Origin of the sequence: Dyella humicola, assembly GCF_026283945.1 — a bacterium.
GTDB lineage: Bacteria > Pseudomonadota > Gammaproteobacteria > Xanthomonadales > Rhodanobacteraceae > Dyella > Dyella humicola.
The window spans coordinates 1,272,933-1,298,693 of sequence record NZ_JAPDPC010000001.1; the positions used below are offsets into that span (position 1 = coordinate 1,272,933).

A 25,761-nucleotide genomic window follows, 5' to 3' on the forward strand; every position below is an offset into this window, starting at 1 on the left:
CATGCACGTGGGCATGCGGGAGAATGGCGGTATTGTAGCAGGCTACCCCGCCCAAGCCGGTCTTTTTCTGGCTTTTGTCCCCCCTTTTGCAGAGGAAAACCCATGTCCCAACGTCTTGACGGTCGTGTCGCGCTGGTCACCGGAGCTTCTTCCGGCATTGGCGAGGCCACCGCGTTGGCTTTGGCCGAGGCTGGCGCCCGTGTAGCGATAACGGCCAGGCGCCGCGATCGACTGGAAGCCTTGGCCGCCAAGCTCGAGGCGCTGGGCGCTGCGCCCATCGTGCTGGTGGCCGACCTGAACTCGGAAGTCGAAGCGCAGCGTGTCGTCGTCGACACCGAGGCGCACTACGGTCGGCTGGATATTCTCGTGAACAATGCGGGTGTGATGTATCTGGAACCGGTGATTGAAGCCGATCTGGGCCGCTGGCGACGCATGCTTGAACTCAACGTGCTCAGTCTGATCGCGTCCACCCAGGCCGCTCTGCCTGGCATGCGCAACCGTCGTGATGGCCACATCGTGAATATTTCGTCGACGGCAGGTCGTGTCGCCAACCCCAATGCGGCTGGCTATTCGGCGACCAAGTTTGGCGTGGTGGCTTTCTCCGAGGCGCTGCGTCGCGAGGTCTATCAGCACAACATCCGCGTCACCGTGATTGAGCCGGGTGCGGTGGCGACGGAGCTGCGAGAGCATATCGGTCACGCTGAAGTGCAGGCCGCCATCAACGCCTGGGCCGAAGGCATGCGCCAGCTGCAGGGCAGCGATGTCGCTGACGCCATTGTGTTTTGCGTCTCGCGTCCCGCACACGTCAACATCAACGAAGTGTTGATGCGGCCCACTGATCAGGAGCGCTGAACGCGTCTATCATCGCGATCCGTGCGAGGACAGGGAGAACCACCATGAGCGAGATGGAGACGATCTCCGAGCAGCGTTGCCACGATGGTGTGCAGGGTTTCTATCGCCATGATTCGGAAAGCTGCGGTGGACCGATGCGCTTCGCCGTCTATCAACCGCCGCAGGCAGCGCGCGAGGCGTGTCCGGTGTTGTACTTTCTTGCGGGGCTCACCTGCACGGAGGAAACCGCCACGATCAAGGCTGGCGCGCAGCGTTTCGCCGCCGAGTTGGGCTTGATCCTGGTGATGCCCGATACCAGCCCGCGCCATACGGGCATCGACGGTGCAACCGGCGATTGGGAGTTCGGAGAAGGTGCGGGCTTCTATGTCGACGCCACGCAGTCAACGTGGGCGTCGCGTTTTCGCATGCACAGCTATATCTCCAGCGAATTGCCCGCGTTGCTTAAACGGCAGTTTCCGGTGGATGCCGAGCGCACAGGCATAACGGGTCACTCGATGGGCGGGCATGGTGCGTTGAGCATGGCACTTCGCCATCCGCAGCAATTTCGTTCAGTGTCTGCGTTCGCGCCCATCGTCGCGCCCAGTCAGGTCCCCTGGGGACAAAAGGCGTTTTCCAGTTATCTGGGCGAAGACGCCGCTGCCTGGGCCGACTATGACGCGTGTGAGCTGGTTCGCCGGCATACCTTCGACGGCACGATCCTGATCGACCAGGGCGAGGCGGATGGTTTCCTCACCACCCAGCTCAAGCCCGAACTGTTCGACCAGGCATGTGCCGAAGGCGGGCAGTCGCTGGTGCTGCGCCGGCATGTCAGCTACGACCACAGCTACTACTTCATTACCAGTTTCATCGAAGACCACCTGCGGCATCACGCCGAGGCGTTGGGGCGCCTGTGAATCTGCTTTATCCATTCACCACCGAGCGTACGCTGATCCGTGTGGTGGAGCCGGCGGACGCATCTCTGCTCCTGCGTTACCGGCTGCAGAACCGCGACCATCTGGCGCCTTGGGAACCGTTGCGCGATTCGGTGTACTACACGCTGGGGCACTGCACGCAAACACTGGTCGATTCGCGTGAAGCGGTGCGCTGCGATCGTGCGTATCCGTTCTTTGTGCTCGATGTGGCTGGCAGCGAAATCATCGGCTGCTTCACCTTTGCCAATGTCGTGCGGGGCGCGTTCCAGGCCTGCCATCTCGGCTATAGCATCGCCGAGCATCGACAAGGGCAGGGGCTGATACGGGAGTCGTTGCAGGTAGCCATGCATTGGGCATTCAATGAGCTCGACCTGCATCGAGTCATGGCCAACTACATGCCGCGAAATGAGCGCAGTGCAAGGCTATTGCAGCATCTTGGCTTCGAGCAGGAAGGCTATGCGAAGCGCTACCTGCAGATCGCAGGCGTGTGGGAAGACCACGTGCTTACATCGCGTATTCGTAGCGAGTAATGCCTGGCGGCTCATGCGGGAGCGCACCCAGTGCGCGACCGCTCCCGCGGTGATGCCGCGTCTTCGCCTTGTAGGTCTTTCGCGCACTGGGTGCGCTCCTACATGGGGTGTTGCCGTGCCCTAGCCCTCTCCCCGGAAGGGAGAGGGAGGGCGCGCGGTTCAGGCCTTCGCAGCAGGGCGACGACTGCGCTGACGGTTGCGATTGCCTTCGGCAGGGCGCTCGCTGCTGCCGTGCGGGTGCGCGGGATTGTGCGGGCGAAAACCGCCACTGCCCTGCGGACGTCCGCCTTGCGGGCGACCCTGACGCTGCGGGCGCTGACCCTGGCCGCCCTGCACCGGACGCGGTGCGCCGGCGTCGGTGCGCAGCGGATGCGAGGGTTCGAAGCCGGGAACGTCGCTGATCGCGATGTCCTGCTTGAGCAGCTTGCGGATGTCGCGCAGCAGGCCCGATTCCTCATGGCTCACCAACGACACGGCCATGCCGTCGGCGCCGGCGCGGCCGGTGCGGCCGATGCGGTGCACATAGTCTTCGGCAACCATCGGCAGATCGAAGTTGATCACGATCGGCAGCTGGTCGATATCGATGCCGCGCGCGGCGATGTCGGTGGCCACCAATACGGTGACGCGGCCGGTCTTGAAATCGCTGAGTGCGCGCGTACGGGCATTCTGGCTCTTGTTGCCATGAATGGCCGCAGCGCGCAGGCCGGCGACTCCCAGGTACGTCACCAGCTTGTCGGCGCCGTGCTTGGTACGGCTGAACACCAGCGTCTGGCGACGGCTGTCCTGCGACAGCACGTGCAGCAGCAGATCACGCTTCTTGGCGGCATCGACCGGGTGTACGTGATGCGTAACGGTGGTGGCTACCGAATTCGCCGGCGTCACCGACACTTCGCGCGGCTCATGCATGAACTGCATGGCCAGGGCCTTGATCGGCGGTGCGAACGTGGCCGAGAACAGCAGGGTCTGACGCTTGCGCGGCACGGCGGCCAGGATGCGCTTGAGCGCCGGCAGGAAGCCCATGTCGAGCATGCGGTCCGCTTCGTCCAGCACCAGCACCTCGATGCCCGACAGGTCGAGCGAGCGCTGCTGCATATGGTCGATCAGGCGACCCGGCGTGGCGATCACCACGTCGACGCCGCGGCGCAGGGCCTGCATTTGCGGACCCATGCTGACGCCGCCGAAGATGGTCGTGCTGGTGATGCGCAGGTGCTTGCCGTACTCACGCAGGTTGTCATGCACCTGTGCAGCCAGCTCGCGCGTGGGCGTCAGTACCAAAGCGCGCGGGCGGCGCGTGCCGGCCGGCGGACCGTTGGAGATGTGCTGCAGCAGCGGCAGCGCAAAGGCCGCCGTCTTGCCGGTGCCGGTCTGCGCGGCGGCCAGCAGGTCGCCGCCTTCGAGCACGATCGGGATGGCCGCGGCCTGGATGGGGGTGGGTTGGGCGTAGCCTTGTTCAACAAGCGCACGCAACAACGCGGGCGCGAGGCCCAGCGATTCAAAAGACATGGAAGCTCCAGAGCAACCCGGAGCGTTCTATCGAACCGCGTTGCAGTATTCAGTGAGGGATGGGCGGCGATCGCCGCGCTGCGAAGTATAGCTGAAACGCAGCAACGCCGCTTGGTATGCATGAACGGCGAGCAACGCGAGGTGGAGATCGAGGGCCGAAAGCGAGCAGCTGCAACGTTTCGAGGGCGCCTTGGTCGGTTGGCGAAACGGCATCAGGCACCCTTCCAAGCGGGTCTTTCCAGCCCTCAACGCCTTCGCTGTGCAACCAATAAATAGCTGTTGTAAGGCGTATGGCCATGTAACGGACGGATGGTGACCTGCAGGCCGGCGGCTTCCAGCGGCGCGCGCAGTTCGTCGGCGCTGGGGTAGTGCTGCGCGCCCACGCGCATCCAACCGCTGATGCGCAGGAAGAATTCCGACACCCGCGTGGCCTGGTAACGCCAATTGGGTTCGCGCAGCACGCTGCGCACGATCAGCATGCCGTCAGGCGCGAGATGGCGAACGGCATGCTCGATCACGGCGCGCTGGCGCTCTTGGGACAGGTAATGCAGCACGTCGAGCAAGGCGACGTGCCCCCGTACGGTTTGCGCCGTGGTGCCATCGGCGCAGCGCAATTGCAGCGATTGATCGATCCCGGCCCGATGTAGCGCGCGCAGGCCGGCTTCAATCTTGCGCTGGTCGTGATCGAGCCCGAGATACTCCGGCACGCAGCCTTGTGCGTGCAGATACTGACCCAGCAGCCCGATGCCGCAACCAATGTCCAGCAACGGCAGTGGATGCTCGGCAATCAGTTCGGCGGCGGCCGCATACACGGGATCGGTGGCGAGCTTGCCGCGCACATAGCCACGTTGTAGCCCGCGCTCGTAGTAGTCGGCAATGCGATGGCGGGCGGCGGCATCCATTCTCGCCATGTCAGCCGACTCGGTGACTGCGCAGCGTGAAGGCAGCAGGGTGCCGGACACGATGCTGCCCTTGCGTCGCGACGGCCGTGATGGTTCGCTTGGCACCCTGTGTGCCGCGCTGACGGCTTTGCCTTGGAGTCCACGATGTCGCCGTTTGCGCCCCTGCGGGAACTGACTCGCACCCAGCGCCACACCGTATTGGCCAGTTTTCTGGGCTGGACGCTCGATGCGTTTGATTATTTCCTGCTCACCTTCGTCATCGTTGCGGTGGCGAAGGAATTCCATGTCGACAAGGAACACGTCACCTTCGGCCTCTTTCTCACGCTGGCGGCGCGGCCGATCGGGGCGCTGCTGTTTGGCCGGCTGGCCGACCGCTTCGGGCGACGCCCGATCCTGATGATCAACGTGATCATGTTCTCGATCTTCGAACTGTTCACCGCGTTTTCCACCACGCTCACCATGTTGCTGGCGTTTCGCTTCCTGTTTGGCGTGGCCATGGGCGGTGAATGGGGTATTGGTGCCTCGCTGGCGATGGAGTCGATACCGGCGAAGTCGCGCGGCATGGTGTCCGGTCTGTTGCAGAGCGGATATCCGTGCGGCTTCTTCCTCGCTGCGTTGGCGAACTGGCTGCTGGTGGACCACGTCGGCTGGCGTGGGTTGTTCGTGGTGGGAGCGGCTCCGGCCTTGCTGGTGTTGTATATCCGCAGCAGCGTGCCGGAGTCGGAGGTCTGGAAGCAGGGGCAGGCACGGGGCGAGAAGCTCGGGCTGATGGCGTCGATGCGCGGCCACTGGAAGCTGGCGATCTACCTGATGCTGCTGATGGCGGCGTTCAACATGTTCAGCCACGGCTCGCAGGACATGTACCCGACCTTCCTGCAGACCAACCTGCATATTCCCGGTGGCTCGGGCACCGCGTTCCTGCTCACGGCCTTGCTCAACATTGGCGCCTTGGTGGGCGGCCTGTACTTTGGTTCGCTGTCGGAGCGGATCGGCCGGCGTCGCGCCATCATCACGGCTGCCCTGCTGGCCATCCCGACCATCCCGCTATGGATGCACGGTGGCTCGATCCTGTTGCTCGGACTGGGCGCCTTCATGATCCAGGTGATGGTGCAGGGCGCCTGGGGCGTGGTGCCTACCCACCTCAACGAGCTATCGCCGGATGCAGTGCGCGGTACCTTGCCGGGCTTTGCCTACCAGATGGGTAACCTGCTCGCGGCCATCACCGCCACGGCGCAGACCTGGATTGCCGACTGGCGCGGGGGCGATCTGGCGTTTGCCATGTCGTTCTGGATCGCCGCGGTGGCCGTGCTGCTGGCCTTGCTGGCCTGGCTGGGGCCGGAGGCGCACGGCGTGCGCTTTGGCCAGAAGGGGCCGGGCGCTGGCAGGTGAGCGGGCGGGTTGCTGCTAGAATCCCCGCTTTGCACCAATCACGAGACATGCAATGAAGGCTGGCAAGGACAAGGTCATCTCGCTCCACTACACGCTCACGGTGGACGGGGAAAAGGTTGAGAGCTCCCTCGATCGCAACGAGCCGCTGTGGGTGCTGCTGGGCCATGGCCAGCTGATCCCGGGTCTGGAATCGGCGCTGGAAGGTCACGAGGCTGGCGAGAACCTGCAGGTTGACGTCGCCCCGGCCGAAGGCTACGGCGAGCGTCAGGAAGGCATGGTCCAGCGCGTGCCGAAGAAGTACTTCCAGCAGTCCGCCAAGCTCAAGCCCGGCATGACTACCGTGCTCGCGCTGAAGGAAGGCGGGCACCGGGTGGTGGTGGTGCAGAAGATCGGCATGACCACGGTCGACGTGGATCTCAACCACCCGATGGCCGGCAAGGCGCTGCATTTCGACGTGACGATCGACGAAGTGCGCGACGGCACCGAAGAAGAGATCCAGCACGGCCACGCCCACCCGCCGGGCGGCGAGGCTCACTGAGTCTTTAAACCCTCTCCCCGAGGGGAGAGGGTAGGGTGAGGGGACATGTTCCCTCAGCACGACAACGGCGCCTCACGGCGCCGTTGTCGTTTCTACCTTTCGGTGCCGATCAGACCAGCGTGATCTGCACGTCGACGTTGCCACGCGTGGCATGCGAATACGGACAGATATCGCGATGGGCGGTATCGATCAGCTCCTGCGCCACAGCGCGGTCGATGCCCGGCAGGCTCACGTCCAGCTTCACGGCGATGCCGAAACCGGTCGGCTCGCGCGGACCGATGCCGACCTGTGCGGTTACCGACGAGTCCTTGTGAATGGTGATGTTCTTCTGGCGGGCGACAAAGCGCACCGCACCTTCGAAGCACGCCGCATAGCCAGCGGCAAACAGTTGTTCCGGATTGCTGCCGGCGCCACCTGGGCCACCGAGCTCCTTGGGTACAACCAACTGCAGGTCGAGCACGCCATCGCTGCTCTTGGCGTGGCCTTCGCGGCCGCCAACGACGGTGGCGGTGGCGGTATAGAGAATCTTGGTGCTGCTCATGGGTTAATCCTCGATGGGGGGTGTTGGAGGTGCTGGGTAAGTTGCTTCAGTTCATCACGCAGGCGTTGCATCTGGTCGAATGACAACTCCAGTCGCTGCGCCATGCATGCGGGTATGTCGCTGGCCGGCTCGCGCAGGGCGAGCCCGGCCGGGGTAAGGCGGATTTCCACCTCGCGCTCGTCTTCGGCGCGGCGCTGGCGGCTGACCAGGCCCGCCGACTGCAATCGCTTCAGCAGTGGCGTGAGCGTTCCCGAATCCAACTGTAGGCGCTGACCTAGTTCACGGACGGTGATGCCGTCCTGCTCCCATAGCACCAGCATCACCAGGTATTGCGGGTAGGTCAGGCCGAGCGGCTCCAGCAACGGGCGGTACAGGCCGGTGATGGAGCGCGACGAGGCATACAGCGCAAAGCAAAGTTGCTGGTCCAGCAGCAGTGGGTCGGGTGTCGGCTTCCGTTTCATGGGCGAATCCTATGTGCAAAATTAAATTGTGTACAATTCAATTTTCCAATTAAATCGATAGGCGCCGTCTTTCGAGCAGGGCATCAGTCGAGCAGACGCTTGCCGAAGGCGAAGTGATCGCGCCAGTAGGGGCCGTCGATATCGTCCAGGCGTACCGTACCGCCGCTATTGGGCGCATGCACGAAACGGCCCTTGCCCACGTAGACGCCCACGTGGCTGATGCCGCCGCTGCCTCCGAAAAACACCAGATCGCCGCTGACCAGGTCGGTCATTTGCGGCACCTTGCGGCCGTCCATGGCAGACATCTCGCGAGAGCTATGGGGCAGCATCAGGCCCGCCGCGTTGCGGTAGATGTAGTCGACCAGACCGCTGCAATCGAAACCGCCGTCGGGTGTATTGCCGCCCCAACGGTAGGGCGTACCCACCAGGGCGATGGCACGGAACAGCACATCGTTCGCCGTGTCGGTATTGGCCGCCGGCCCCCGGGCCGGCTCGTCGGCCAGCGATGAACGGGAGTCCTTGAAGGTCGCTTGCGGCTTGCGCGGGGTGCTGGAACAGGCGGCCAGCAGCAGGACCGTTGCACCCAGCAGCAGAAGACGCGCCGTACGCCACCGCGCTGGCGGGCAAAAGGACGGATCGATGGCGTCCAAATTCACAAGCACCCCCCTGGCTTCGGCTGAGGGGATGCTAGCAAATCAATGATTTGGAGGAAAGTTGTGAGTTAGTACTTGAATAGCGGTCTCAGTCCTTTATGAGCCCGGCTTGTCGACCGTCAAGTTGCGTTTGCCGGTGGTGCGCCCCTCCCGGTCCCACGCGTGCAGCTGGTACTGGCCGGGCTTCAGGTAAAGCGTGTTCATGCTGTTTTCGGTCAGGAAGACATAGCGGTCGGCGGGGACGGCATCATCCGATTCATTGGCATAACGGGCCTCGACGACACAGGGCAGCTGACGGGCGCAGATGTCGCTGGTCACCACCCGCGTCTCGCGGGTGCCCCCAAGCGCCAGCCAATGGGGGCGACGTTGATGGCCTGCCTTGGGCAAGATCACGTCAACGTCATGGCGGGCGGGATCGGAGGTCCACACGCTGCCGTTCTGCCGGTTGATCAGGACCGAGGGGCGATCCACCGGAAACTGTGCGATCAGCTGGTTGTAGGCGTCGGTATTTGGCATCGGACCGATGTCCCTCCAGCGTGTCTGATCGATCGACAGGGGGTCGAATCCGGACAGCATCTTCAACTGCATCGCCATCGGTTTCACGTCGTCACCAAGATTGCCGGTCGCCTTGTCGATATGCGCATAGCCCGCATGCACGAACAGGCGCGCCTTGGGATCCTTGGCGAACACCTTCAGGTAAAGCTGGTTCGCCTGGCCCATTTCGCGGTCGGCCAGCTTCTCCGCGTCAGAGTCATAGGCCACCACCACGAAGCCCAGCCGAATCGCTTCGCGGATGATTTCACCGTAGACCGGCTCATGCAGATACTCGCTGCCGCTGCTGCTGATGGGATAGCCGCGCGTCATCAGCTCGGTGTCGCTGTGGCTCAGCGCTTCGGCGGCAAAGTAGTTGAATCCTTGCGCGCGCAGGAGCGGCAACAGCGCAAGCGTCAGTTCGCGCGTGTGAGCGTCATGATGGGCTTCGTTGACCATCACGATGCGTCGGTTGGCCGCAAGCTTCGCGATCTCGCCGGCGGCATCGGCGGGCTGCCAGTCGGTAGGCGGCGGCATGGGCACGGGTGTCTGGACGCGGTTGTCGAACGGGAAGTCGTTCATGGCCTCGTTGTAGAGCCCCAGTTCGTCTTCGACGGTAGCCAGCAATTGCTGGTCGATCAGACGATCCTTTTGCTGGAGCTGCGGTATCGCCTCCCTTAGATAGAGATAGCGCGCGAGATCATTCTTGATGCGAGCCGTTTCGTTAAACAAGTCACGCGATACATCGGGCCCTGAAGATGCCTGCGCCGGCGGGGTGGCCAGCGAGCGCCCGGCCACCAGGGCCGTGGTGAGAAACAAGGCGAAGGCAGCCGCCCCACGCCACACGTACATCATCCTGCCGGACTTCGTAACGGACGATTCCATCGCTCTGCTTCCCTTGGGGTTAGGGTCGGGCAATTTGGGACGCTACAATAGTTTTATGGATGCTTCTCGCAGTGATGTGCTGATTCTTGGCGGCGGCGTCATCGGCCTTGCCAGTGCCTACTACCTGCTGAAGTCCGGAGCCACCGTGCGCATTTTGGAGCAGGGTACCCCGGGCTGCGGCAGTTCGCACGGCAATTGTGGAACGATCACGCCCAGCCATGCTGCGCCCCTGGCGATGCCGGGTGCATTGGGCGTGGCCTTGCGCTCCATGCTTCGATCGGACGCGCCGCTCTACCTCAACCCCCGCTTCGATGGTCCGCGCCTGCGCTGGATGCTGGGCTTCGCCCGGCACTGCAACTGGCGCGACTTTGAGCGGGCGGCCAGGGCACGCGCGGCCATTCTCAATCGTTCCAGGACCCTGCTGCCCGCGCTGATCCATGACGAGGGGCTTGATTGCGAGTTCCGCGAGGGCGGCGTGCTATACGTGTACCGCACGCCGCAGGCGCTGCAAGGCGACGAGAAGCATCATGCCCGGGTACTCGATCAACTCGGCGTCGAAGTGCAGCGTCTGCGTGGCGATGAGGTAGAGGCCATGGAGCCGGCGTTGAAGCCAGGCGTGGCTGGCGGCCTGTTCCATCCAGGCGACGCTCGCCTGCGCCCGGACCTCTATGTTGCGGAACTGGCGCGCCGGGTGCTGGAGCTTGGTGGTTCGATCGAAACGGGTGCGCGCATCGATCACTTGGGCACACGCGACGGCAGCATCGACTTCGTTCGCACGACACGCGGTGTGTTTCGCGGTGACCGCGTGGTGATGGCGCTTGGCGCGTGGTCACCGTTGCTCGGAAAGCAGCTCGGCTTGCAACTGCCGATGCAGCCCGGCAAGGGCTATTCGCTGACCTATACGCGCCCCGTGCATGCGCCGCGCCATGCCTTGGTGCTGCGTGAAGCGGCCGTGTGCGTCACCACCTGGGACAGCGGTTACCGCCTGGGCAGCACCATGGAATTCTCCGGCTATTCCGAAGGGCTCAATCGCACGCGTCTGGAGGCTTTGCGTCGCGGCGCGGCCCAGGGCCTGCACGAGCCGGAAGGGCCGCAACTGCTGGAGGAATGGTGGGGTTGGCGGCCGATGAGCGTGGATGAAGTGCCGATCATCGGTCCGAGTACGCGTTGGTCCAATCTCACTCTGGCGACGGCTCACGGCATGCTCGGCGTAAGCATGTCGGCAGCAACTGGCGAATTGGTGGCGGGGATGCTGGGCGGCAAAGGGCTGCCGATCGATCCCGCGCCTTATGCACCGGCCAGGTTTGGTGCGTAATCCTTGATGCCTACCGATGGAGACAGGCATGGCCGATAGCTTCGATCTAATCGTACTAGGCGGGGGGTCGGGCGGATTGGCCGTGGCGGTCCGCGCTGCGCGTCATGGCGCACGCGTGGCGATGCTCGAGCCGGGCGCACTCGGTGGTACCTGTGTCAATGTCGGCTGTGTACCCAAGAAGGCGCTGTGGTATGCCGCGCAACTGGCGCACGAACAGCGGCTGGCGGTGGACTACGGCTTTGCTTGCACCCCGGGGCCACTCGATTGGGAGCACTTCCGGCAGCTACGCCAGAACTATATCGATGGTATTCGCCATCGCTATGCCGCTCGCCTCGCCGACGCAGGTATCCAGCTGCTCGCCGAAAGCGGTCGCTTCGTATCGGCCGATACGGTGGCCACATCCAGCGGCAATGAGCTGCGCGCCACGCAGATTGTCATAGCGACCGGCGCGCGCCCCCGACGGCTGGAAGTGTCAGGCTTCGACTTGGGGTTGGTGTCTGACGACATCTTTGCGTTGCGAACCTTGCCGCGTCGTATCGCCGTGATTGGAGGTGGCTACATCGCGGTGGAGTTCGCCGGTCTGTTGTGTGCATTGGGCAGCGAAGTCAGCTTGCATGTACGCAGCAGCCTGCTCACGGGTTTTGATGCCGAACTGGTTGATGCTCTGGAACAGCGCATGCTTGGACAAGGCATTGCCATCACTCATGGGGTGCACGTTGCAGGTCTGCACCGTGCGAACGACGGCATCGTGTTGGACGATGCCGTCAATGGTGAGTGTGGCCCCTATGACGCGGTGCTCTGGGCCGTGGGGCGAGTGCCCAATAGTGAACGTCTCGATCTGGACGCTGCGGGGGTGCGTGTCGACGACGAAGGCCACGTAATCGCCGATGACTGGCAGAACAGCAATGTTCCCGGTATCTGCGCGGTGGGCGACGTCACCGGTCGCGAGGAGCTCACGCCGGTGGCGGTAGCGGCAGGGCGCCACCTGGCGGATCGCCTGTTCGGCGGACAGCCTGAGAGCCGGCTTGATTACGAGAACGTGCCGAGCGTGGTGTTTGCCGAGCCGCCCATGGCCAAGGTGGGCCTGACCGAAGCGCAGGCACGTGAGCTCTATGGTGATCGGTTGCGTGTTTATCGCAGTCGCTTCACGCCGATGCAATGGGCGCTGACGGGACACGGCATCAAGACCATCATGAAGGTCCTCTGCGCCGGCGACGACGAGCGCGTCGTCGGCATTCACGTGTTGGGTGCTGGTGCGGATGAGATGCTCCAGGGCTTTGCCGTAGCGATGCGGATAGGGCTGCGCAAGCGCGACATGGACAACACGGTCGCCATCCATCCCAGCTCCGCCGAAGAGCTGGTGCTGATGTCCTGAGGTCCTGCCGGTTAAACTTGGACGATGAGCAACTACACCCTGCATCGCGGCACTGCGCCGCTGTTGATCAGCCTGCCGCACGACGGCAGTGCCATTCCCGCCGCCATTGCCGACCGCATGCTCCCTGCGGCACGGCGCTCGGTGGACACCGATTGGCATGTTGGTCGCCTGTACGAGCCCTTGGCCAAGGCGCTGGGCGCCAGTGTGTTGAGGCCCGTGGCATCGCGCTATGTGGTCGATCTCAATCGCCCCGCCGACGGTCAGGCGCTGTACCCGGGGCGTCGCGAGACGGGCCTGGTATCCACCATCGGCTTTAACGGCGAGCCGCTTTATCTCGACGGTGCCGAGCCGACGGCCGACGAAATTCAACGGCGGGTAAATGAATTCTGGCGTCCGTACCACGATGCCTTGTCGCAAGAACTTGAAAGGCTACGTGCCGAACACGGCCGCGTGGTGCTGTGGGAGGGGCATTCCATCCGCAGCCGCGTGCCGATGCTGTTCGATGGCCAGCTGCCGGACTTCAACCTGGGTACCGCAGACGGTGCCAGTTGCGACAACACGCTGCAGCAGCAGTTGCGAGCCGCGCTGGAAGGCCAGTCCCAATACAGTTTCGTCGTCAATGGGCGCTTCAAGGGCGGCTATATCACGCGCCATTACGGCCGTCCGGAAAGCGGTGTTCATGCCGTACAGCTGGAGCTTGCTCAGCTCAACTACATGGACGAAGACAGCTTCGCGTATGACGAGGCGAAGGCATCGTTGCTGCAGGCGACCATGGGACAGCTGCTGCGCCTCTGCATCGAGTGACGCAAGAATATTCGGCCGATGTTAGGGAGTCGGAAAGTCAAGCTCCGCCGGCGTGAAAAGCTCCTGCGCGTGTTGAAATCATTGGTTTCGATGCGTCGCGAAACATGCCATGTTTTAGCCGTCGCGCCGCCCGTGTTGCCGGGTTCCGGCCGGGTCCGCGGCATGACCTGATGAGGCTCATCATGATGCGTAAGTTCGCGATTGCTTCCCTGCTGGTGGCAGGTGTTGCTCTCTCTGGTTCGGTGCTGGCGCAGACTGCAGCCCCGCAGGCTGCGCCCGCGACCAAGCCGGCAGCTGCCCAGCCGGCACCGCCGGCCGGCTCTTCTTCCAAGCATCACAAGAAGAGCCACAAGCCGACCCAGATCAGTGGTCAGCCCGGTACCGCCAAGGGTGGCAAATCGTCCGGCAAGAAGTCGGGCAAGGCTACCTTGCCGCCGGTCACGACGGGCCCATCAACGTAAAAGCGTTGCCGTGCGAAACCTCGGTGGCCAGCCACCGAGGTTTCCATCTCATGTGAACCGGTCGCTCAGCGATCGCTACGCGGCAGCGATGCCACGCACTTCAGTTCGATCGCGATGGGTGTGGGCAGGGCGGTGATGCCCAGGGTTGTGCGACAGGCGTCCACGCCCGCGAAATACTCGGCATAGAGCCGGTTGTAGGTAGCGAAGTCGCGCGCCATATCCGTCAAGAACACCGTCACATCGACCAGATGCTCCCAGCGTGCACCGCTTGCTTCGAGCACGGCGCGCACATTCGCGAATACCTGGCGACATTGCGCCTCGATGTCGTAGTCGACCAGCGTGCCCTGCGCATCGTGGACGTTGCCCGGTATGGCGTTCGTGCCCGGCGTGCGCGGCCCCACGCCGGACAGAAACAGCAGGTCGCCGACACGCCGTGCATGCGGGTAGGCACCTACCGGTGCCGGTGCCTGTTGCGTGCGGACGACGTCGCTCATCGGTTGAACTCGGGCACCGTGCCAAGGCGCTGCAGGGCTGCTTCGTAAGCGGGCTTGAGTTGCTCGCGTGAGCTGACATGCATGCCGAGGTCGTTCACATGACCGTCGAACAGGCTGTAGCACCACGCGTGCACGGACAGTTTCTGGCCGCGCTCCCAGGCATCCATCACCATCGTCGTATGGCAGACGTTGACTACCTGTTCCATCGCGTTGAGTTCGCACAGGCGGCTGTTGCGCAGATGCATCATGTCGATAGACGAAAGCATGTTGGAATGCTTCTGGGCCACATCGCCTACATGGCGCAGCCAGTTGTCGACCAGGCCAAGTCGGCGCTCATCGAGTACCGCCTGCACGCCACCGCAGCCGTAATGACCGACCACCAGGATGTGCTCGACCTTGAGTACGTCGACGGCGAACTGGATCGTGCTGAGGCAGTTGAGGTCGGTATGCGACACCACGTTGGCGACATTGCGCTGAACGAAGATGTCACCCGGCGGCAGGTCCACGATCTGCGTGGCCGGTACGCGCGAATCGGAGCAGCCGATCCACAGGTACTTGGGTGCCTGTTGCTGGGCGAGGCGCTCGAAGAAGCGCGGATCCTGCGCGCTGACTTCGGCTGACCAGCGGCGATTGCTGTCGAGCAGTTTCTGTAGCGGACTATTCACGGCGGAGCTCTCAATAGCGAATACAGATGTTTTTCGGTTCGGTGAAGAAACGCAGCGCTTCAGTGCCGCCTTCGCGGCCAAGGCCTGATTGCTTCGTGCCACCAAAAGGCGTGCGCAAATCGCGCAGCAGCCAGCAGTTGATCCACACGATGCCGAAGTCGAGCTGGCCGCCGAAGCGATGCGCGCGGGAAAGGTCGCGCGTCCACATCGAGGCGGCCAGGCCGTAGCCGGTGCCGTTGGCGATGGACAGCGCCTCGGCTTCATCATCGAACGGAATGAGGCTGACGACGGGCCCGAAAATCTCGTGTTGATTGGTGGCGGCCTGGCCGTCCAGGCCCTCGATGACGGTGGGTTCCACGAACCAGCCCTCGGCGCAGCGGCCCGCCACCTTCACGACGTCACCGCCGCAAAGCACGCGACCGCCTTCATCGCGCGCCTGGGCAATGCAGCCGATCACCTTGTCGAAATGTTCCTGCGAAACCAGCGCGCCAAGATCCGTGTTGACTTCGTTGGGGTCGCCCACGCGCAGTGCTTGCACGCGCTGCACGTAGCGCTCGCGAAACGTGTCGTAGATCGAGCGTTGCACCAGCAGGCGCGACCCGCACAGGCAGATCTCGCCCTGATTGGCGAAGCCCGAGCGGACGATGGTGTCCAGGGTGGCGTCGCTGAGATCCGCGTCTTCGAACACCACGGCGGGATTCTTGCCGCCCAGTTCCAACGACAGTTTCTTGAACTGCGGGGCCGCGGCGGTGGCGATGTGGGCGCCCGTGCGCGTGCTGCCAGTGAATGACACCGCCTTGATCCCCGGATGCTCGACCAGGGCCTGGCCGACGCTGGGGCCGCGACCCTGCACGATATTCAGCACGCCGGCAGGGAAGCCCGCCTCAATGCTCAATTCGCCAAGCAGGGCGGCCGTGCACGGCGTGATCTCCGATGGCTTGGCCACAACGGCGTTGCCCGCGGCCAGTGCCGGAGCAATCTTCCAGGTGAACAGGTACAGCGGAAGATTCCACGGACTGATGCAGCCCACCACGCCGAGTGGCTGGCGCAGGGTGTAATTGATCGCCCCGATTTCCATCGCATGCGATTCGCTGCTCCACGGCACGATGGCGGCGGCGAAGTAGCGGAGGTTGGACACCGCGCGGGGGATGTCGAGGCTGCGCGCGAGACTCAATGGCTTGCCGCTATCACGCGACTCCAGTATCACGAAGTCTTCCAGGCGCGCTTCGATCAGGTCGGCCAGCCGGTGCAGCAGGTGGGCGCGTTGTTCCGCTGGCATCGCGCTCCAGCCCGGCGCTGCGCGCTGTGCGGCGGCGACGGCGTCGGCGACGTCGTCCGCAGACGAGTCCGGGCATTGAGCGAATACCTGGCCAGTGGCCGGCTCGAATACATCGACCCAGCGTGAGTCACGTGGCGCCTGCAGGCGACCGTCAATAAGGTTGGCGAGGCGCAGATTTGGCATCGCTACAAGCTTAGAGCCTGCGCCCGATATTTGCACCGGACGCAGCCGTATGCCTGCGGATTTAGCTTAAGCGCGCCCTAGCTCAGCGCGCGTGTACGGCCGCCGTCCACGGCGATGCTTACGCCATTCACATAGGCCGCAGCAGGCGTACACAGGAAGGCGATCACGGCCGCCACTTCCGCGGCCGTGCCGAAGCGTCGCGCCGGCACCGTGGCCAACATCGCTTGCGCCACATCGTCTTCGCTGCGTCCACTGCTGGCGATTTGGGCAGCGAGGATGGCGTCCAGGCGGGCCGTGCGGGTGTAGCCGGGCAGCACGTTGTTGACCGTGATGCCATCGGCGGCCAGTTCGCCCGATAGCGTCTTGGCCCAGGCGGCCACCGCTGCGCGCACGGTATTGGACACGCCCAGGCCGGCGATCGGCTCCTTCACCGAGGTGGAGATCACATTGACGATGCGGCCATAAGCGCTGGCCCGCATGCCTGGCAACAGCGCCTGCACCAGCGTCTGGCCGGCCAGCATGTGCTGGCGAAACGCGGTCTCGAAGGCATCAGTTGCGGCTGTATGTGCCGGGCCTCCCGGCGGGCCGCCGGTATTGTTGATCAGGATTTGCGCCGGATGGTCGGCCACGATCTCGTCTACGGCGATGCGCAGCTCGTCCGTCTGCAGCATGTCGACGGCAAGCCAGCGATGCTGCTGGTCGTGCTTGCGGGGCAGGGCCTCGGCAACGGTCTTCAACGCCTCGGCCGAGCGCGCCAGCAGGGTCACGCTGGCACCCAGTTCGGCCAGTTCGATCGCGCTGGCGCGGCCGATGCCTTGCGATGCACCGCAGACGAGGGCGTGGCGCCCACTCAGGTCGAGCAACATGGTGAGCCCCTTCGGAAAGTGAAAGTGGGAATGGATCAGGCGATCCCTAATCCGGCCGCCCTAATCGGGCCATCCCTAACGTGCAGCCCATTGCATGGCGAGCGCGCCGAACCAGCACAGCCAGGCCACCCACGGACAATAACGCCACATGCGTCGCCAGCGGGTGATGCCGTCGTCCTCCAGTGCCGGCAGCACCGGTGAGCGCAGTGCGAGCTGCAGCCGCATCCAGGTGCGCCATGGCGTCGTCGGTTGCCCATCGGCCTCGGCGATGATTTGCCACTGCTGCGGATGCCTGTGACGCAACAGCGACGCGACGCGGTACTGCGCCACGAAGTGCAGCGCAAAGCTGACCACGCCGGCCATCAGTAACATTAGGTAGAGCTCGATCATGCCGCGCCTGTCTTCAGTGGACGATGTCAATCATGCAGGAGATCAACGATTTCCGGCACCGGCGTTTGCTGCCGATGCAGCGCCATCGCCTGGTGTCGCGCTACTGTTCTTGGCATCGGCACTCTTGCTGCTGGAGCTGCCCCATCCCGGCACCGGAATGGACTCGCGCAGCGTGTTGAGCACACCGTTGCCCTGTTCAGGCTTGCCGCAAATGGCGTTGTTCACGGCATCCTTGAACGTATTGTCCATCAGCCCGATCCAGACCGTGCCATCCGGTCCATGCGGTACCTTGAAGCTGCCCGTGGCAGCCATTTTTACCGGTGCCTCGGCCGAGAAAGACGCCGGCGATTGTTCCCAGTACGTGCTGCTGGCCTGTTGCTTGGCTGAGCTGTAGAGGACCAGGTAACGCGCGCGCTTGTCGGTGATGTCCACGCTGCCGAAAGCGCCCGAAGTTTGGTCCGTCCAGCCCATGTGCTCGCACAGGCCGACATCCTGCGAGCCGATCGGCTGGAACGCTTCATCCAGCACCACGACGGTGGGTGCGAACAGGTAGCTGGAGCGTAGCCAGCGGCCATTCAATTCAGACTTGAACGCTACCCTGTACGGAAGCTCGACTTCGCGCGGCAGGCTGAAACTGAGGAAATAACTGCGCTCGCCATTGAGATTGCCGACCAGGCTGCCCGGCCCCAGCACGAATTTCTTCGGTTGCCAGGGCAGGGCGTTCTGGAACGAGAAGTCCGCGAACGTGGTGCAGCACGGCGTCGCCTTCTGCAACTCAGTCTTGGCCGCATCGAGACTGCTGTGGTTACTTTCTGGCGACCTCAGGTTGGGCGGCACCAGCGTTTTCACGCTATGGCAGCCGCTCACCAGCAGCAGGACGAAGACGATGAGAGCGGTGGCGACGGGGAGGCGATAACGCATAAGACGATTCGTGTGGGTCAGAATTCGGCCGTCCCCGCTGCGCGCGGGTAGGGAATGGCGTCGCGAATATTGGACAGGCCGCACACGTAGACCAGCAGGCGCTCGAAGCCCAGGCCGAAGCCCGCGTGCGGCACGGTGCCGTAACGGCGAAGATCACGATACCAGCCATAAGTGGCCGGATCGAGGCCGAACTGGATCATGCGGCGGTCCAGGTAATCAAGGCGTTCTTCACGCTGGCTGCCGCCGATGATCTCGCCGATACCCGGGGCCAGCACGTCCATCGCGGCGACGGTCTTGCCGTCGTCGTTCAAGCGCATATAGAACGCCTTGATCTGCTCGGGGTAGTTCATCACCACCACCGGACGGCCGACGTGTTTCTCGGCGAGATAACGCTCGTGTTCGGTCTGCAGGTCGATGCCCCAGGCCACCGGGAATTCAAACTTCTGGCCGGACTTCTTCAGGATCTCGATGGCGTCGGTGTAGTCGATGCGCTCGAACGGCTGCGAAATGAACGCTTCCAGCCGGCTGATCGCATCGGGCTGCACGCGCTCGGCAAAGAACGCCATGTCATCCGGGCGCTCGTCCAGCACGGCCTTGAAGATGGCCTTGAGGAAGCCCTCGGCGCAGTCGGCGTTGTCGTGCAGGTTGGCGAACGCGATTTCCGGCTCCACCATCCAGAACTCGGCCAGGTGGCGCGGCGTGTTGGAGTTCTCGGCGCGGAAGGTCGGGCCGAACGTGTAGACCTTGCTCATCGCCAGGCAGTAAGCCTCGACATTGAGCTGGCCGGACACGGTGAGAAACGCTTCGCGGCCGAAGAAATCCTTGCGGAAATCGATCTTGCCGTTGTCGGTGCGCGGAAGGTTCGCCAGGTCCAAGGTGGACAGGCGGAACATGTCGCCCGCACCCTCGGCATCGGAGGTGGTGATGATCGGGGTGTTGATCCAGAAGAAACCCTGCTCAGTGAGCCAGCGATGGATCGCCGTCATCATCGTATGGCGCACGCGGGTCACTGCGCCGAACAGGTTGGTGCGCGGGCGCAGATGCGCGACTTCGCGCAGGAACTCCATCGAGTGCTGCTTGGGCTGGATCGGGTAGGTTTCCGGATCATCGACGAAGCCGGTTACGGTCACTTGATGGGCCTGTATCTCGAAACTCTGGCCCTTGCCCTGCGAGGCCACCAGGGTGCCGGTGACGATGACACCCGCGCCGGCTGTGAGATGCTTCACCTCGGTTTCGTAATTAGAGACCTGGTCGGTGACCACGGCCTGGATCGGGTCGAAGCAGGAGCCATCGCTCACATTGACGAAGGACAGGCCCGCCTTCGAATCGCGCCGGGTGCGGACCCAGCCGCGCACGGTCACGCTGTTGCCGGCTTCGATGCTGCCGGAAAGAGCCTGCTTAACACTAACCACCGCCATGGATTGAAACTCCTGCTGGGCGCCGCATATCGGACGCGTAAGACCAAGTTCGACATGATAATGTACGTATCGTTCAGGTAGCGACCCTCCGCACCTCGATTTCCAAACCTCGTAACACCTCGGTATTTGCATCCAGCCATGACTATCTCCATCACTCCCGCCGCCAGCGAACGCATGCGTCAATTTCTGGCCGGTACGCCGGATGCCGCAGGCGTGCGCTTCGGCGTGAAGCGCACGGGGTGCTCCGGTTTCGGCTATGTGGTGGATCTGGCCCACGCGCTAGGCAGTGACGACGAGCTGGTCAACGTCGACGGCGTGCCGCTGATCGTGGACAGCAAGAGCCTGTCCCTGGTGGATGGCACCGTGATCGATTTCCAGCGTCAGGGGCTTAACGCCAGCTTTGTCTTCCATAATCCCAACGCGACCGGTGAGTGCGGTTGCGGCGAGAGTTTTACGGTGGGGTAAGCCGGGGTTGGGGGCGCGTGAATGTCTGCCGCCTCGGTCCTCGGCACCAGAATCAAGCCTTGCAGGTGGCGCGATGCTTGGGGTCCGTGGTGGCCTCGGCGTTCCCGTTCTGGACGCCTGAGGACGGCATGGCGAGCCATCCATGCGCGTCCGCTACCGGTCTCCCGCCCGTAGGCAAGCCCGCCAACTTGCGCCAAACCCCCGCCCCGCCGTACAATTCCGCTTCTGTCCGTGCCCGAATGGCTCGGATGGAACCTTGCCTCACCGCATAGGGCGGGAGGCTGCGAGGCCGCAAGGCCGCATCCACAAGGAGTTACCCAACAATGTCCCTGCGACATTACGAAGTTGTGTTTCTGGTCCACCCTGACCAGAGCGAGCAGGTTCCGGCGATGATCGAGCGCTACAAGGCGCTGATCGAAACCGACGGTGGCAAGATCCATCGCCTGGAAGACTGGGGCCGCCGTCAGCTGGCCTACCCGATCGTGAACCTGGCCAAGGCTCACTACGTCATGCTCAACATCGAAGTGAGCCAGAACGCGCTGAACGAGTTGGAGTCGGGTTTCCGCTTCAACGACGCCGTGCTGCGCCACCTGGTGGTTCGCCGCGATGAGGCCGACACCGAGCAGTCCTTCATCCTTAAGAGCAAGGAAAAGGACGACGCCAAGTCCTCGCGTCGCCGCGATGACGACAGCGACGGTGACGAGCGCCCGGCACGTCGCGACCGCGACGACCGCGATAACGATCGCGACAGCGACGACTGATCAGGAGCCACGACATGTCAAAGTTCTTCCGCCGCCGCAAGTTCTGCCGCTTCACGGCCGAAAAAGTCAAAGAGATCGATTACAAGGATCTCAACACGCTGCGCCAGTACGTGACTGAGAACGGCAAGATCGTTCCCAGCCGCATCACCGGCACCAAGGCTCGCTACCAGCGTCAGTTGGCGACCGCGATCAAGCGCGCGCGCTTCCTGGCTCTGCTGCCGTACACCGACAACCACGACGTCTAATCGTGGCGCACGCCCGGCCTTGTGGCCGGGCGTGCCCGTCAACTCTTCGGACAACCGTCCACGGCTGCGCCGGGCCACACCGGTGCTAACGAAAAGGAACCATCATGCAACTGATTCTTCTTGAGAAAGTCCGTAACCTCGGCAACCTTGGCGACAAGGTCAGTGTGAAGCCGGGTTATGGCCGCAATTACCTGCTGCCGCAGGGCAAGGCCGTGCCGGTCAACGCCGCCAACCTCGAAGCTTTCGAGAAGCGTCGCGCCGAATACGAAGCCAAGGCCAAGGACCAGCTGTCCGGTGCCGAAGGCCGCAAGGCCAAGCTGGAAGGCGTGTCGGTGACCATCGCCGCCAACGCTAGCCCGGAAGGCAAGCTGTACGGGTCGGTCGGCCCGCGCGAAATCGCCGAGGCTCTCCAGGCTGCCGGCCAGGACGTGAACAAGGGTGAAGTGATCCAGGGCGAAGGCCCGATCCGCCACACCGGCGAGTTCGACGTCGTGATCAGCCTGCACGCTGACGTGCAGACCCAGGTCAAGGTGATCGTGGTCGGCGAAAAGTAAGCCGCTCCATCGCTAAGTAGTACCCGGACGGGCGCCTCCAGGGCGCCCGTCTGCTTTTGTGCCGGCACTTATCCACGTCCGTGCACAAGTTATCCACAGAGTTATTGTCTCGTCGCCTGCGCTGGCGCCGCGTATGCTCTGAGCCCAACGTTATGCCACCGGCGAATGCGTGCCGGTCCGCTGCGAGGAATCTTGATGCCCTTCGTTACTGATCGTTCCGATCGCCCCGAGCGCCGCGGTCGTTCCGAGCGCAAGCCTCCTTCCAACATCGATGCGCTGCGTGTACCGCCGAGTTCGATCGATGCGGAGCAAGCTGTGCTGGGTGGTCTCATGTTGTCCCCTGACTCGCTGGACAAGGTGGCGGACCGGCTGAGCGAGCAGGATTTCTACCGCAAGGACCACCGCCTGATCTGGCGTGCCATCACCGAGCTGGCGGCCAAGGGCATGCCGTGCGATGCGGTGACCCTGGGCGACTGGTTCGAGGCCAACGGCCTGGGCGAGATGGTCGGTGGTGCTGCCTATCTGATTGACCTGGCCAACACCACGCCCAGCGCGGCGAATATTGCTGCGTACGCGGCAATCGTGCGAGAGAAGTCGGTGCTGCGCCAGCTGATCGATGCCGGCACCGGCATCGCCGAGGACGGCTATCAGCCCGAAGGGATGGGCGTGCAAGAGGTGCTTGAGCGCGCCGAGCAGGCGGTGTTCAAGATCGCCGAATCGGGTGCTCGCGGCAAGAAAGATACGGTGTCGATGCGCGAGGCCGTCAAGGACGCGTTCCGAATTCTCTCCGAGCGCTTCGAAAACAAGGGCCAGCTCACCGGCGTCTCCACTGGCTTCTCCGACCTGGACGAGCTGACCTCGGGCCTGCAGCCTTCCGACTTGATCATCGTTGCGGCGCGTCCCTCGATGGGCAAGACGGCGTTCTCGGTGAACATCGCCGAAGCGGTAGCGATGCGTGGCAAGAAGGCCGTGGCGATCTTCTCGATGGAGATGTCGGCCTCGCAGTTGGCCTTCCGTATGATTTCGTCGGTCGGGCGCATCCACGCGCAGCATCTGCGCAACGGCGACTTGGCCGAAGAAGACTGGCCGCGCGTCACCAATGCCATTTCGTTGCTGTCCGAGGCGAAGATCTTCATTGACGATACTCCCGGCCTCTCTCCGGTGGAAATGCGCTCGCGTTCCCGTCGACTGCATCGTGAGCACGGCGGCCTTGGCTTGATCGTGATCGACTACCTGCAGCTCATGCAGGTGCCGGGCAACAAGGAAAATCGCGCGACCGAAATCTCGGAGATCTCGCGCTCGCTGAAAGGCCTCGCCAAGGAGCTCAACTGTCCGGTGATTGCGCTATCACAGCTGAATCGATCGCTGGAACAGCGTGCCGACAAGCGTCCGATGATGTCCGACTTGCGCGAATCCGGCGCTATCGAGCAGGACGCCGACGTGATCATGTTCATTTACCGCGACGAGTACTACAACAAGGAATCGCCGGATAAGGGCCTTGCGGAAATCATCATCGGCAAGCAGCGTAACGGCCCTACCGACACGGTGAAGCTCACCTTCCTCGGCCACTACACCAAGTTCGAGAACTACGCGCCCGATTCCTTCGTCGGCGCCTTCGAGTGAGTCCAGCGCGCCGGCGGCGCGCTTTCTGCGGACCTTAGCTGAGCCAGACAGTGCCATATGTAAGACCAAAGGGCTGCGTGAGCAGCCCTTTGAGCGTGACGGTGCACAGATTACGGGTGCGTAGCCGTGATGAAGCCCGGTGTGCCGCTGATGAACGTTGCCGCCGACTGGATGTCGAAGCTGCCCCAGCCGGTCGCGTTGTCACGGCCGGAGGTGGCCGAGTAGTAGCCATTGTTGCCGGTGGCGACGTCGTGGAACGGGAACTGGCTGGAGTAGGCGTAGAGCGCCGGTGCAGCGAAGCCCAGTCCGTTGCCGTTGGCTGACTCCAGACGCGCCCAGGCACCGACGAACAGCGGCGAGGCCAGGCTGGTGCCGCCGTTGGTGTAGTAACCCGACTGCGGGATGCCCGAGGTGGAGCTCGCCGTGAAGTAGACGATGATCGGCGAGTTCGTCCAGTCCGCATCGAATGCCACATCCGGCACCGAGCGGTGGGCGTAGCTGCTCGACTGCCAGCTCGGCGTCGCTTCCGAACTGCTGACACCGCCGCCGCTATACGGCCAGGAGGCTTCCGAGGTATAGCTGTCGGCCGAGGTGGTGTTCAAGGTCGTACCGCCTGCGGCGACCACGTAGGGCGAGCTTGCCGGGTAGTTCACCGATAAGGTCGTGGTGCTTCCGTAGGCGCCGTTCTGTGGTGCCGTGCTGCCGTTCGGGCACGGATACGAGCCGTTGTCGCCGGTGGCGGCCGAGAAGGTCTGGCCCTGGGTCACGCCGAGCTTGAACGCCGAGTCGGCGAAGCCGGGGGCGCCATCGCACTCGGGCAGGCCCCACGACATGTTGATCACGCGGGCGGTGTTGTCGCTCACCGCCTTGTTGATCACCTGCAGCAGGCCACTGTTGCTGGCGCCGCTGGAGCCGGTGCGGCTGCTGTAAGTGCCGCCGTCGGTATAGAAGATCAGCTTCTGCACGCCGCCGCTGATGCCGACGATGGCCTGCGCGTCCATACCCCATTCGCCCTGGCCGCTATCGTCGCTGCTGCTCTTGGTGACCGTGGATTCGATCGCGGTCGGCACGGCGGTGATGCCCTGTCCGCTTTCGAACTTGCTCAGGTCCGTCTGGGCATTGGTCATGCTGCCCCAGCCCAGGATCGCCACCGTGGTCGCGGTCGCGGCCGTCGTGGTGCCGGCGTGATAGACCGTGGCGAACTCCTGCGGATAGTAGGCATGGGCCGCGGAGTTGCCGGTCACCGAGACGACGGTATAGGCCGGCTTGATCTGCGAAGACGGCAACGAGAACACGCGGGCCTGGTGAAGCGTATTGAAGCCGAGCACCTGGTCGACCTGCGCACCCAGCGCCGAAGGGATCTGGACGTCCGTCGTATTCGCGATGCCGTCATGTCCGTTGCGGCTGAAATGTCCGATCGAGGTGCGGAATGCGCCGCGTGACGCGCCCACCGTGCCGTCGGCCGTGACGAGCAGGCGGTTCGCTGCGATCTGGATGTTGGTAAAGCCCTGCTGGCGGAGATAGTCCGCGACGGCCTGCGCCTGCTGCTGCGTGGGCGCGAACAGCTCCGTGCTGTCCTGGCTGCTCAGGAACTGGTGATAGGACGGGCTGCCAGGATGGAACAATTCACTGAGATAGCTATCAAGTACATCCTGATTGCGCAGTTTCAACGTCACCGTAATCGATACGGGCTCCTGATCCGCTGCATAGCCATTGAAGTTGGCGTTGGCGGTATAGGGGGCAAACGTGCGCGTGGCGGACCAGGTCGTGGCATCGGCGGCATGCGCCGGCCCGATAGCGAGTACCCCTTGCATGCCGATCATCAACGCCAGCGCTCCCGCCAGACGGCCACGCGCAAGCAAGCGCGACGCATTATTTCCAGCATTTCTCATACGGAGATACTCCTAAAGTGAATGGATATTCCGGGTCGGACCTTCCGTCGCAGGATCGATCGCGCGCGTTGACGCACGAAGGGCTCGGCTCGCGTCCAGGCGACCGAGATAGCGTGATCGATTCGGGGTTGGGTGTGCGTGTTTGAACACGCCCAGCAGATTCCCCGTCTGCGAGTTTTTTATAGAGGAGCGAACACCATCAAAGTGTGCGGGCTCGCACAGATCGTTGTCAGTGCGCGGAATCGCTTATGACTTTATGTAACCAGCTAATAGTCAGTAAGTTATCAGGTGCATTTCGGAGATACCGGGCAGCCATATGGCTTCGATATGCGCCATGGGCTGCAATTCGAATGT

At 63.4% G+C, this 25,761-nt stretch carries 28 protein-coding genes; 14 read left to right on the top strand and 14 right to left on the bottom strand.

Going from position 1 to position 25,761, the window contains the following annotated elements; translation table 11 throughout:
* The first annotated feature begins 102 nt into the window (after positions 1–102).
* Genes OUZ30_RS05525 through OUZ30_RS05535 form a run of 3 tightly spaced genes read left to right on the top strand, consistent with a single transcriptional unit; the run spans position 103 to position 2,293 of the window.
* Positions 103–852: an SDR family NAD(P)-dependent oxidoreductase gene (locus OUZ30_RS05525; protein ID WP_266181197.1), complete on the top strand. Its 750-nt coding sequence runs from the start codon at positions 103–105 to the stop codon at positions 850–852.
* A 44-nt stretch (positions 853–896) separates the two neighbouring features.
* Positions 897–1,745, top strand: coding sequence for an S-formylglutathione hydrolase (gene fghA, locus OUZ30_RS05530; RefSeq protein ID WP_283255875.1), 849 nt, complete (start codon positions 897–899; stop codon positions 1,743–1,745).
* Positions 1,742–2,293: a GNAT family N-acetyltransferase gene (locus tag OUZ30_RS05535; protein ID WP_266181198.1), complete on the top strand. Its 552-nt coding sequence runs from the start codon at positions 1,742–1,744 to the stop codon at positions 2,291–2,293. The genes fghA and OUZ30_RS05535 overlap by 4 nt, the downstream gene beginning before the upstream one ends.
* 159 nt (positions 2,294–2,452) lie before the next feature.
* On the opposite strand, the gene OUZ30_RS05540 is transcribed toward OUZ30_RS05535, so the two are convergent.
* Complete coding sequence (locus OUZ30_RS05540; RefSeq protein WP_266181199.1) at positions 2,453–3,796, bottom strand: DEAD/DEAH box helicase; 1,344 nt, start codon at positions 3,794–3,796, stop codon at positions 2,453–2,455.
* 245 nt (positions 3,797–4,041) lie between these two features.
* Positions 4,042–4,758 (bottom strand): class I SAM-dependent methyltransferase, encoded by a 717-nt coding sequence (locus OUZ30_RS05545; RefSeq protein ID WP_345781038.1) that lies wholly within the window; start codon positions 4,756–4,758, stop codon positions 4,042–4,044.
* An 84-nt stretch (positions 4,759–4,842) separates the two neighbouring features.
* Here OUZ30_RS05545 and OUZ30_RS05550 point away from each other — a divergent pair, with 84 nt between their 5' ends.
* Together OUZ30_RS05550 and OUZ30_RS05555 are read left to right on the top strand one after the other, a co-directional pair.
* Positions 4,843–6,087 carry an MFS transporter gene (locus OUZ30_RS05550; protein ID WP_266181200.1) on the top strand — a complete coding sequence of 415 codons (1,245 nt, stop codon included), beginning with the start codon at positions 4,843–4,845 and terminating at the stop codon, positions 6,085–6,087.
* Between the two features lie 52 nt (positions 6,088–6,139).
* Positions 6,140–6,625 (top strand): FKBP-type peptidyl-prolyl cis-trans isomerase, encoded by a 486-nt coding sequence (locus OUZ30_RS05555; RefSeq protein WP_266181201.1) that lies wholly within the window; start codon positions 6,140–6,142, stop codon positions 6,623–6,625.
* Between the two features lie 109 nt (positions 6,626–6,734).
* Here the strand turns inward: OUZ30_RS05555 and OUZ30_RS05560 are convergent, their stop codons facing one another.
* The 4 genes from OUZ30_RS05560 to OUZ30_RS05575 form a co-directional block, all read right to left on the bottom strand.
* Positions 6,735–7,166, bottom strand: coding sequence for an organic hydroperoxide resistance protein (locus OUZ30_RS05560; protein WP_266181202.1), 432 nt, complete (start codon positions 7,164–7,166; stop codon positions 6,735–6,737).
* The gene (locus OUZ30_RS05565; protein ID WP_266181203.1) at positions 7,163–7,627 is read right to left on the bottom strand and encodes a MarR family winged helix-turn-helix transcriptional regulator; all 465 of its coding nucleotides are present in this window, start codon (positions 7,625–7,627) and stop codon (positions 7,163–7,165) included. Before OUZ30_RS05565 ends, OUZ30_RS05560 begins: the two co-directional genes overlap by 4 nt.
* A gap of 83 nt (positions 7,628–7,710) precedes the next feature.
* A complete protein-coding gene (locus OUZ30_RS05570) occupies positions 7,711–8,277 on the bottom strand; it encodes a C40 family peptidase (protein ID WP_266183112.1) in 567 nt (188 codons plus the stop codon).
* Positions 8,278–8,376: 99 nt separating this feature from the next.
* Entirely contained in the window at positions 8,377–9,696 is a 1,320-nt protein-coding gene (locus OUZ30_RS05575) for a hypothetical protein (protein WP_266181204.1), read from the bottom strand.
* 55 nt (positions 9,697–9,751) lie between these two features.
* Between OUZ30_RS05575 and OUZ30_RS05580 the strand changes: the two genes are divergently transcribed.
* From OUZ30_RS05580 to OUZ30_RS05595, 4 genes are all read left to right on the top strand, one after another.
* Positions 9,752–11,011 (top strand): NAD(P)/FAD-dependent oxidoreductase, encoded by a 1,260-nt coding sequence (locus OUZ30_RS05580; RefSeq protein ID WP_266181205.1) that lies wholly within the window; start codon positions 9,752–9,754, stop codon positions 11,009–11,011.
* 28 nt (positions 11,012–11,039) lie between these two features.
* On the top strand, positions 11,040–12,386 hold the full coding sequence (gene gorA, locus OUZ30_RS05585; RefSeq protein ID WP_266181206.1) for a glutathione-disulfide reductase: 1,347 nt from the start codon (positions 11,040–11,042) through the stop codon (positions 12,384–12,386).
* Between the two features lie 24 nt (positions 12,387–12,410).
* Positions 12,411–13,190, top strand: a complete 780-nt coding sequence (hutG, locus tag OUZ30_RS05590; RefSeq protein WP_266181207.1) for an N-formylglutamate deformylase — start codon at positions 12,411–12,413, stop codon at positions 13,188–13,190.
* A 182-nt stretch (positions 13,191–13,372) separates the two neighbouring features.
* Positions 13,373–13,651 (top strand): hypothetical protein, encoded by a 279-nt coding sequence (locus tag OUZ30_RS05595; protein ID WP_266181208.1) that lies wholly within the window; start codon positions 13,373–13,375, stop codon positions 13,649–13,651.
* 65 nt (positions 13,652–13,716) lie between these two features.
* Here OUZ30_RS05595 and OUZ30_RS05600 read toward each other — a convergent pair whose 3' ends face one another.
* From OUZ30_RS05600 to asnS, 7 genes are all read right to left on the bottom strand, one after another.
* Entirely contained in the window at positions 13,717–14,145 is a 429-nt protein-coding gene (locus tag OUZ30_RS05600; protein WP_266181210.1) for a RidA family protein, read from the bottom strand.
* A complete protein-coding gene (gene can / locus OUZ30_RS05605) occupies positions 14,142–14,810 on the bottom strand; it encodes a carbonate dehydratase (RefSeq protein ID WP_266181211.1) in 669 nt (222 codons plus the stop codon). Before can ends, OUZ30_RS05600 begins: the two co-directional genes overlap by 4 nt.
* A gap of 10 nt (positions 14,811–14,820) precedes the next feature.
* The gene (locus OUZ30_RS05610) at positions 14,821–16,272 is read right to left on the bottom strand and encodes an aldehyde dehydrogenase (RefSeq protein WP_266181212.1); all 1,452 of its coding nucleotides are present in this window, start codon (positions 16,270–16,272) and stop codon (positions 14,821–14,823) included.
* 77 nt (positions 16,273–16,349) lie between these two features.
* Positions 16,350–17,138 (bottom strand): SDR family oxidoreductase, encoded by a 789-nt coding sequence (locus OUZ30_RS05615; protein ID WP_266181213.1) that lies wholly within the window; start codon positions 17,136–17,138, stop codon positions 16,350–16,352.
* Between the two features lie 75 nt (positions 17,139–17,213).
* Positions 17,214–17,528, bottom strand: coding sequence for a hypothetical protein (locus tag OUZ30_RS05620; protein WP_266181214.1), 315 nt, complete (start codon positions 17,526–17,528; stop codon positions 17,214–17,216).
* 42 nt (positions 17,529–17,570) lie between these two features.
* Positions 17,571–18,449: a MalM family protein gene (locus tag OUZ30_RS05625; protein ID WP_266181215.1), complete on the bottom strand. Its 879-nt coding sequence runs from the start codon at positions 18,447–18,449 to the stop codon at positions 17,571–17,573.
* Between the two features lie 17 nt (positions 18,450–18,466).
* Positions 18,467–19,867, bottom strand: a complete 1,401-nt coding sequence (asnS, locus tag OUZ30_RS05630; protein ID WP_266181216.1) for an asparagine--tRNA ligase — start codon at positions 19,865–19,867, stop codon at positions 18,467–18,469.
* 138 nt (positions 19,868–20,005) lie between these two features.
* Between asnS and OUZ30_RS05635 the strand changes: the two genes are divergently transcribed.
* From OUZ30_RS05635 to OUZ30_RS05655, 5 genes are all read left to right on the top strand, one after another.
* Positions 20,006–20,332, top strand: coding sequence for a HesB/IscA family protein (locus tag OUZ30_RS05635; protein WP_266181217.1), 327 nt, complete (start codon positions 20,006–20,008; stop codon positions 20,330–20,332).
* A gap of 323 nt (positions 20,333–20,655) precedes the next feature.
* Positions 20,656–21,093, top strand: a complete 438-nt coding sequence (rpsF, locus tag OUZ30_RS05640) for a 30S ribosomal protein S6 (protein ID WP_121878540.1) — start codon at positions 20,656–20,658, stop codon at positions 21,091–21,093.
* 14 nt (positions 21,094–21,107) lie between these two features.
* A complete protein-coding gene (gene rpsR, locus OUZ30_RS05645; protein ID WP_017462785.1) occupies positions 21,108–21,338 on the top strand; it encodes a 30S ribosomal protein S18 in 231 nt (76 codons plus the stop codon).
* 104 nt (positions 21,339–21,442) lie between these two features.
* Positions 21,443–21,892: a 50S ribosomal protein L9 gene (gene rplI, locus OUZ30_RS05650; RefSeq protein ID WP_266181218.1), complete on the top strand. Its 450-nt coding sequence runs from the start codon at positions 21,443–21,445 to the stop codon at positions 21,890–21,892.
* A gap of 195 nt (positions 21,893–22,087) precedes the next feature.
* Positions 22,088–23,515 carry a replicative DNA helicase gene (locus OUZ30_RS05655; RefSeq protein WP_266181219.1) on the top strand — a complete coding sequence of 476 codons (1,428 nt, stop codon included), beginning with the start codon at positions 22,088–22,090 and terminating at the stop codon, positions 23,513–23,515.
* A gap of 110 nt (positions 23,516–23,625) precedes the next feature.
* On the opposite strand, the gene OUZ30_RS05660 is transcribed toward OUZ30_RS05655, so the two are convergent.
* A complete protein-coding gene (locus tag OUZ30_RS05660; protein WP_266181220.1) occupies positions 23,626–25,407 on the bottom strand; it encodes a S53 family peptidase in 1,782 nt (593 codons plus the stop codon).
* Positions 25,408–25,761 lie beyond the last annotated feature (354 nt).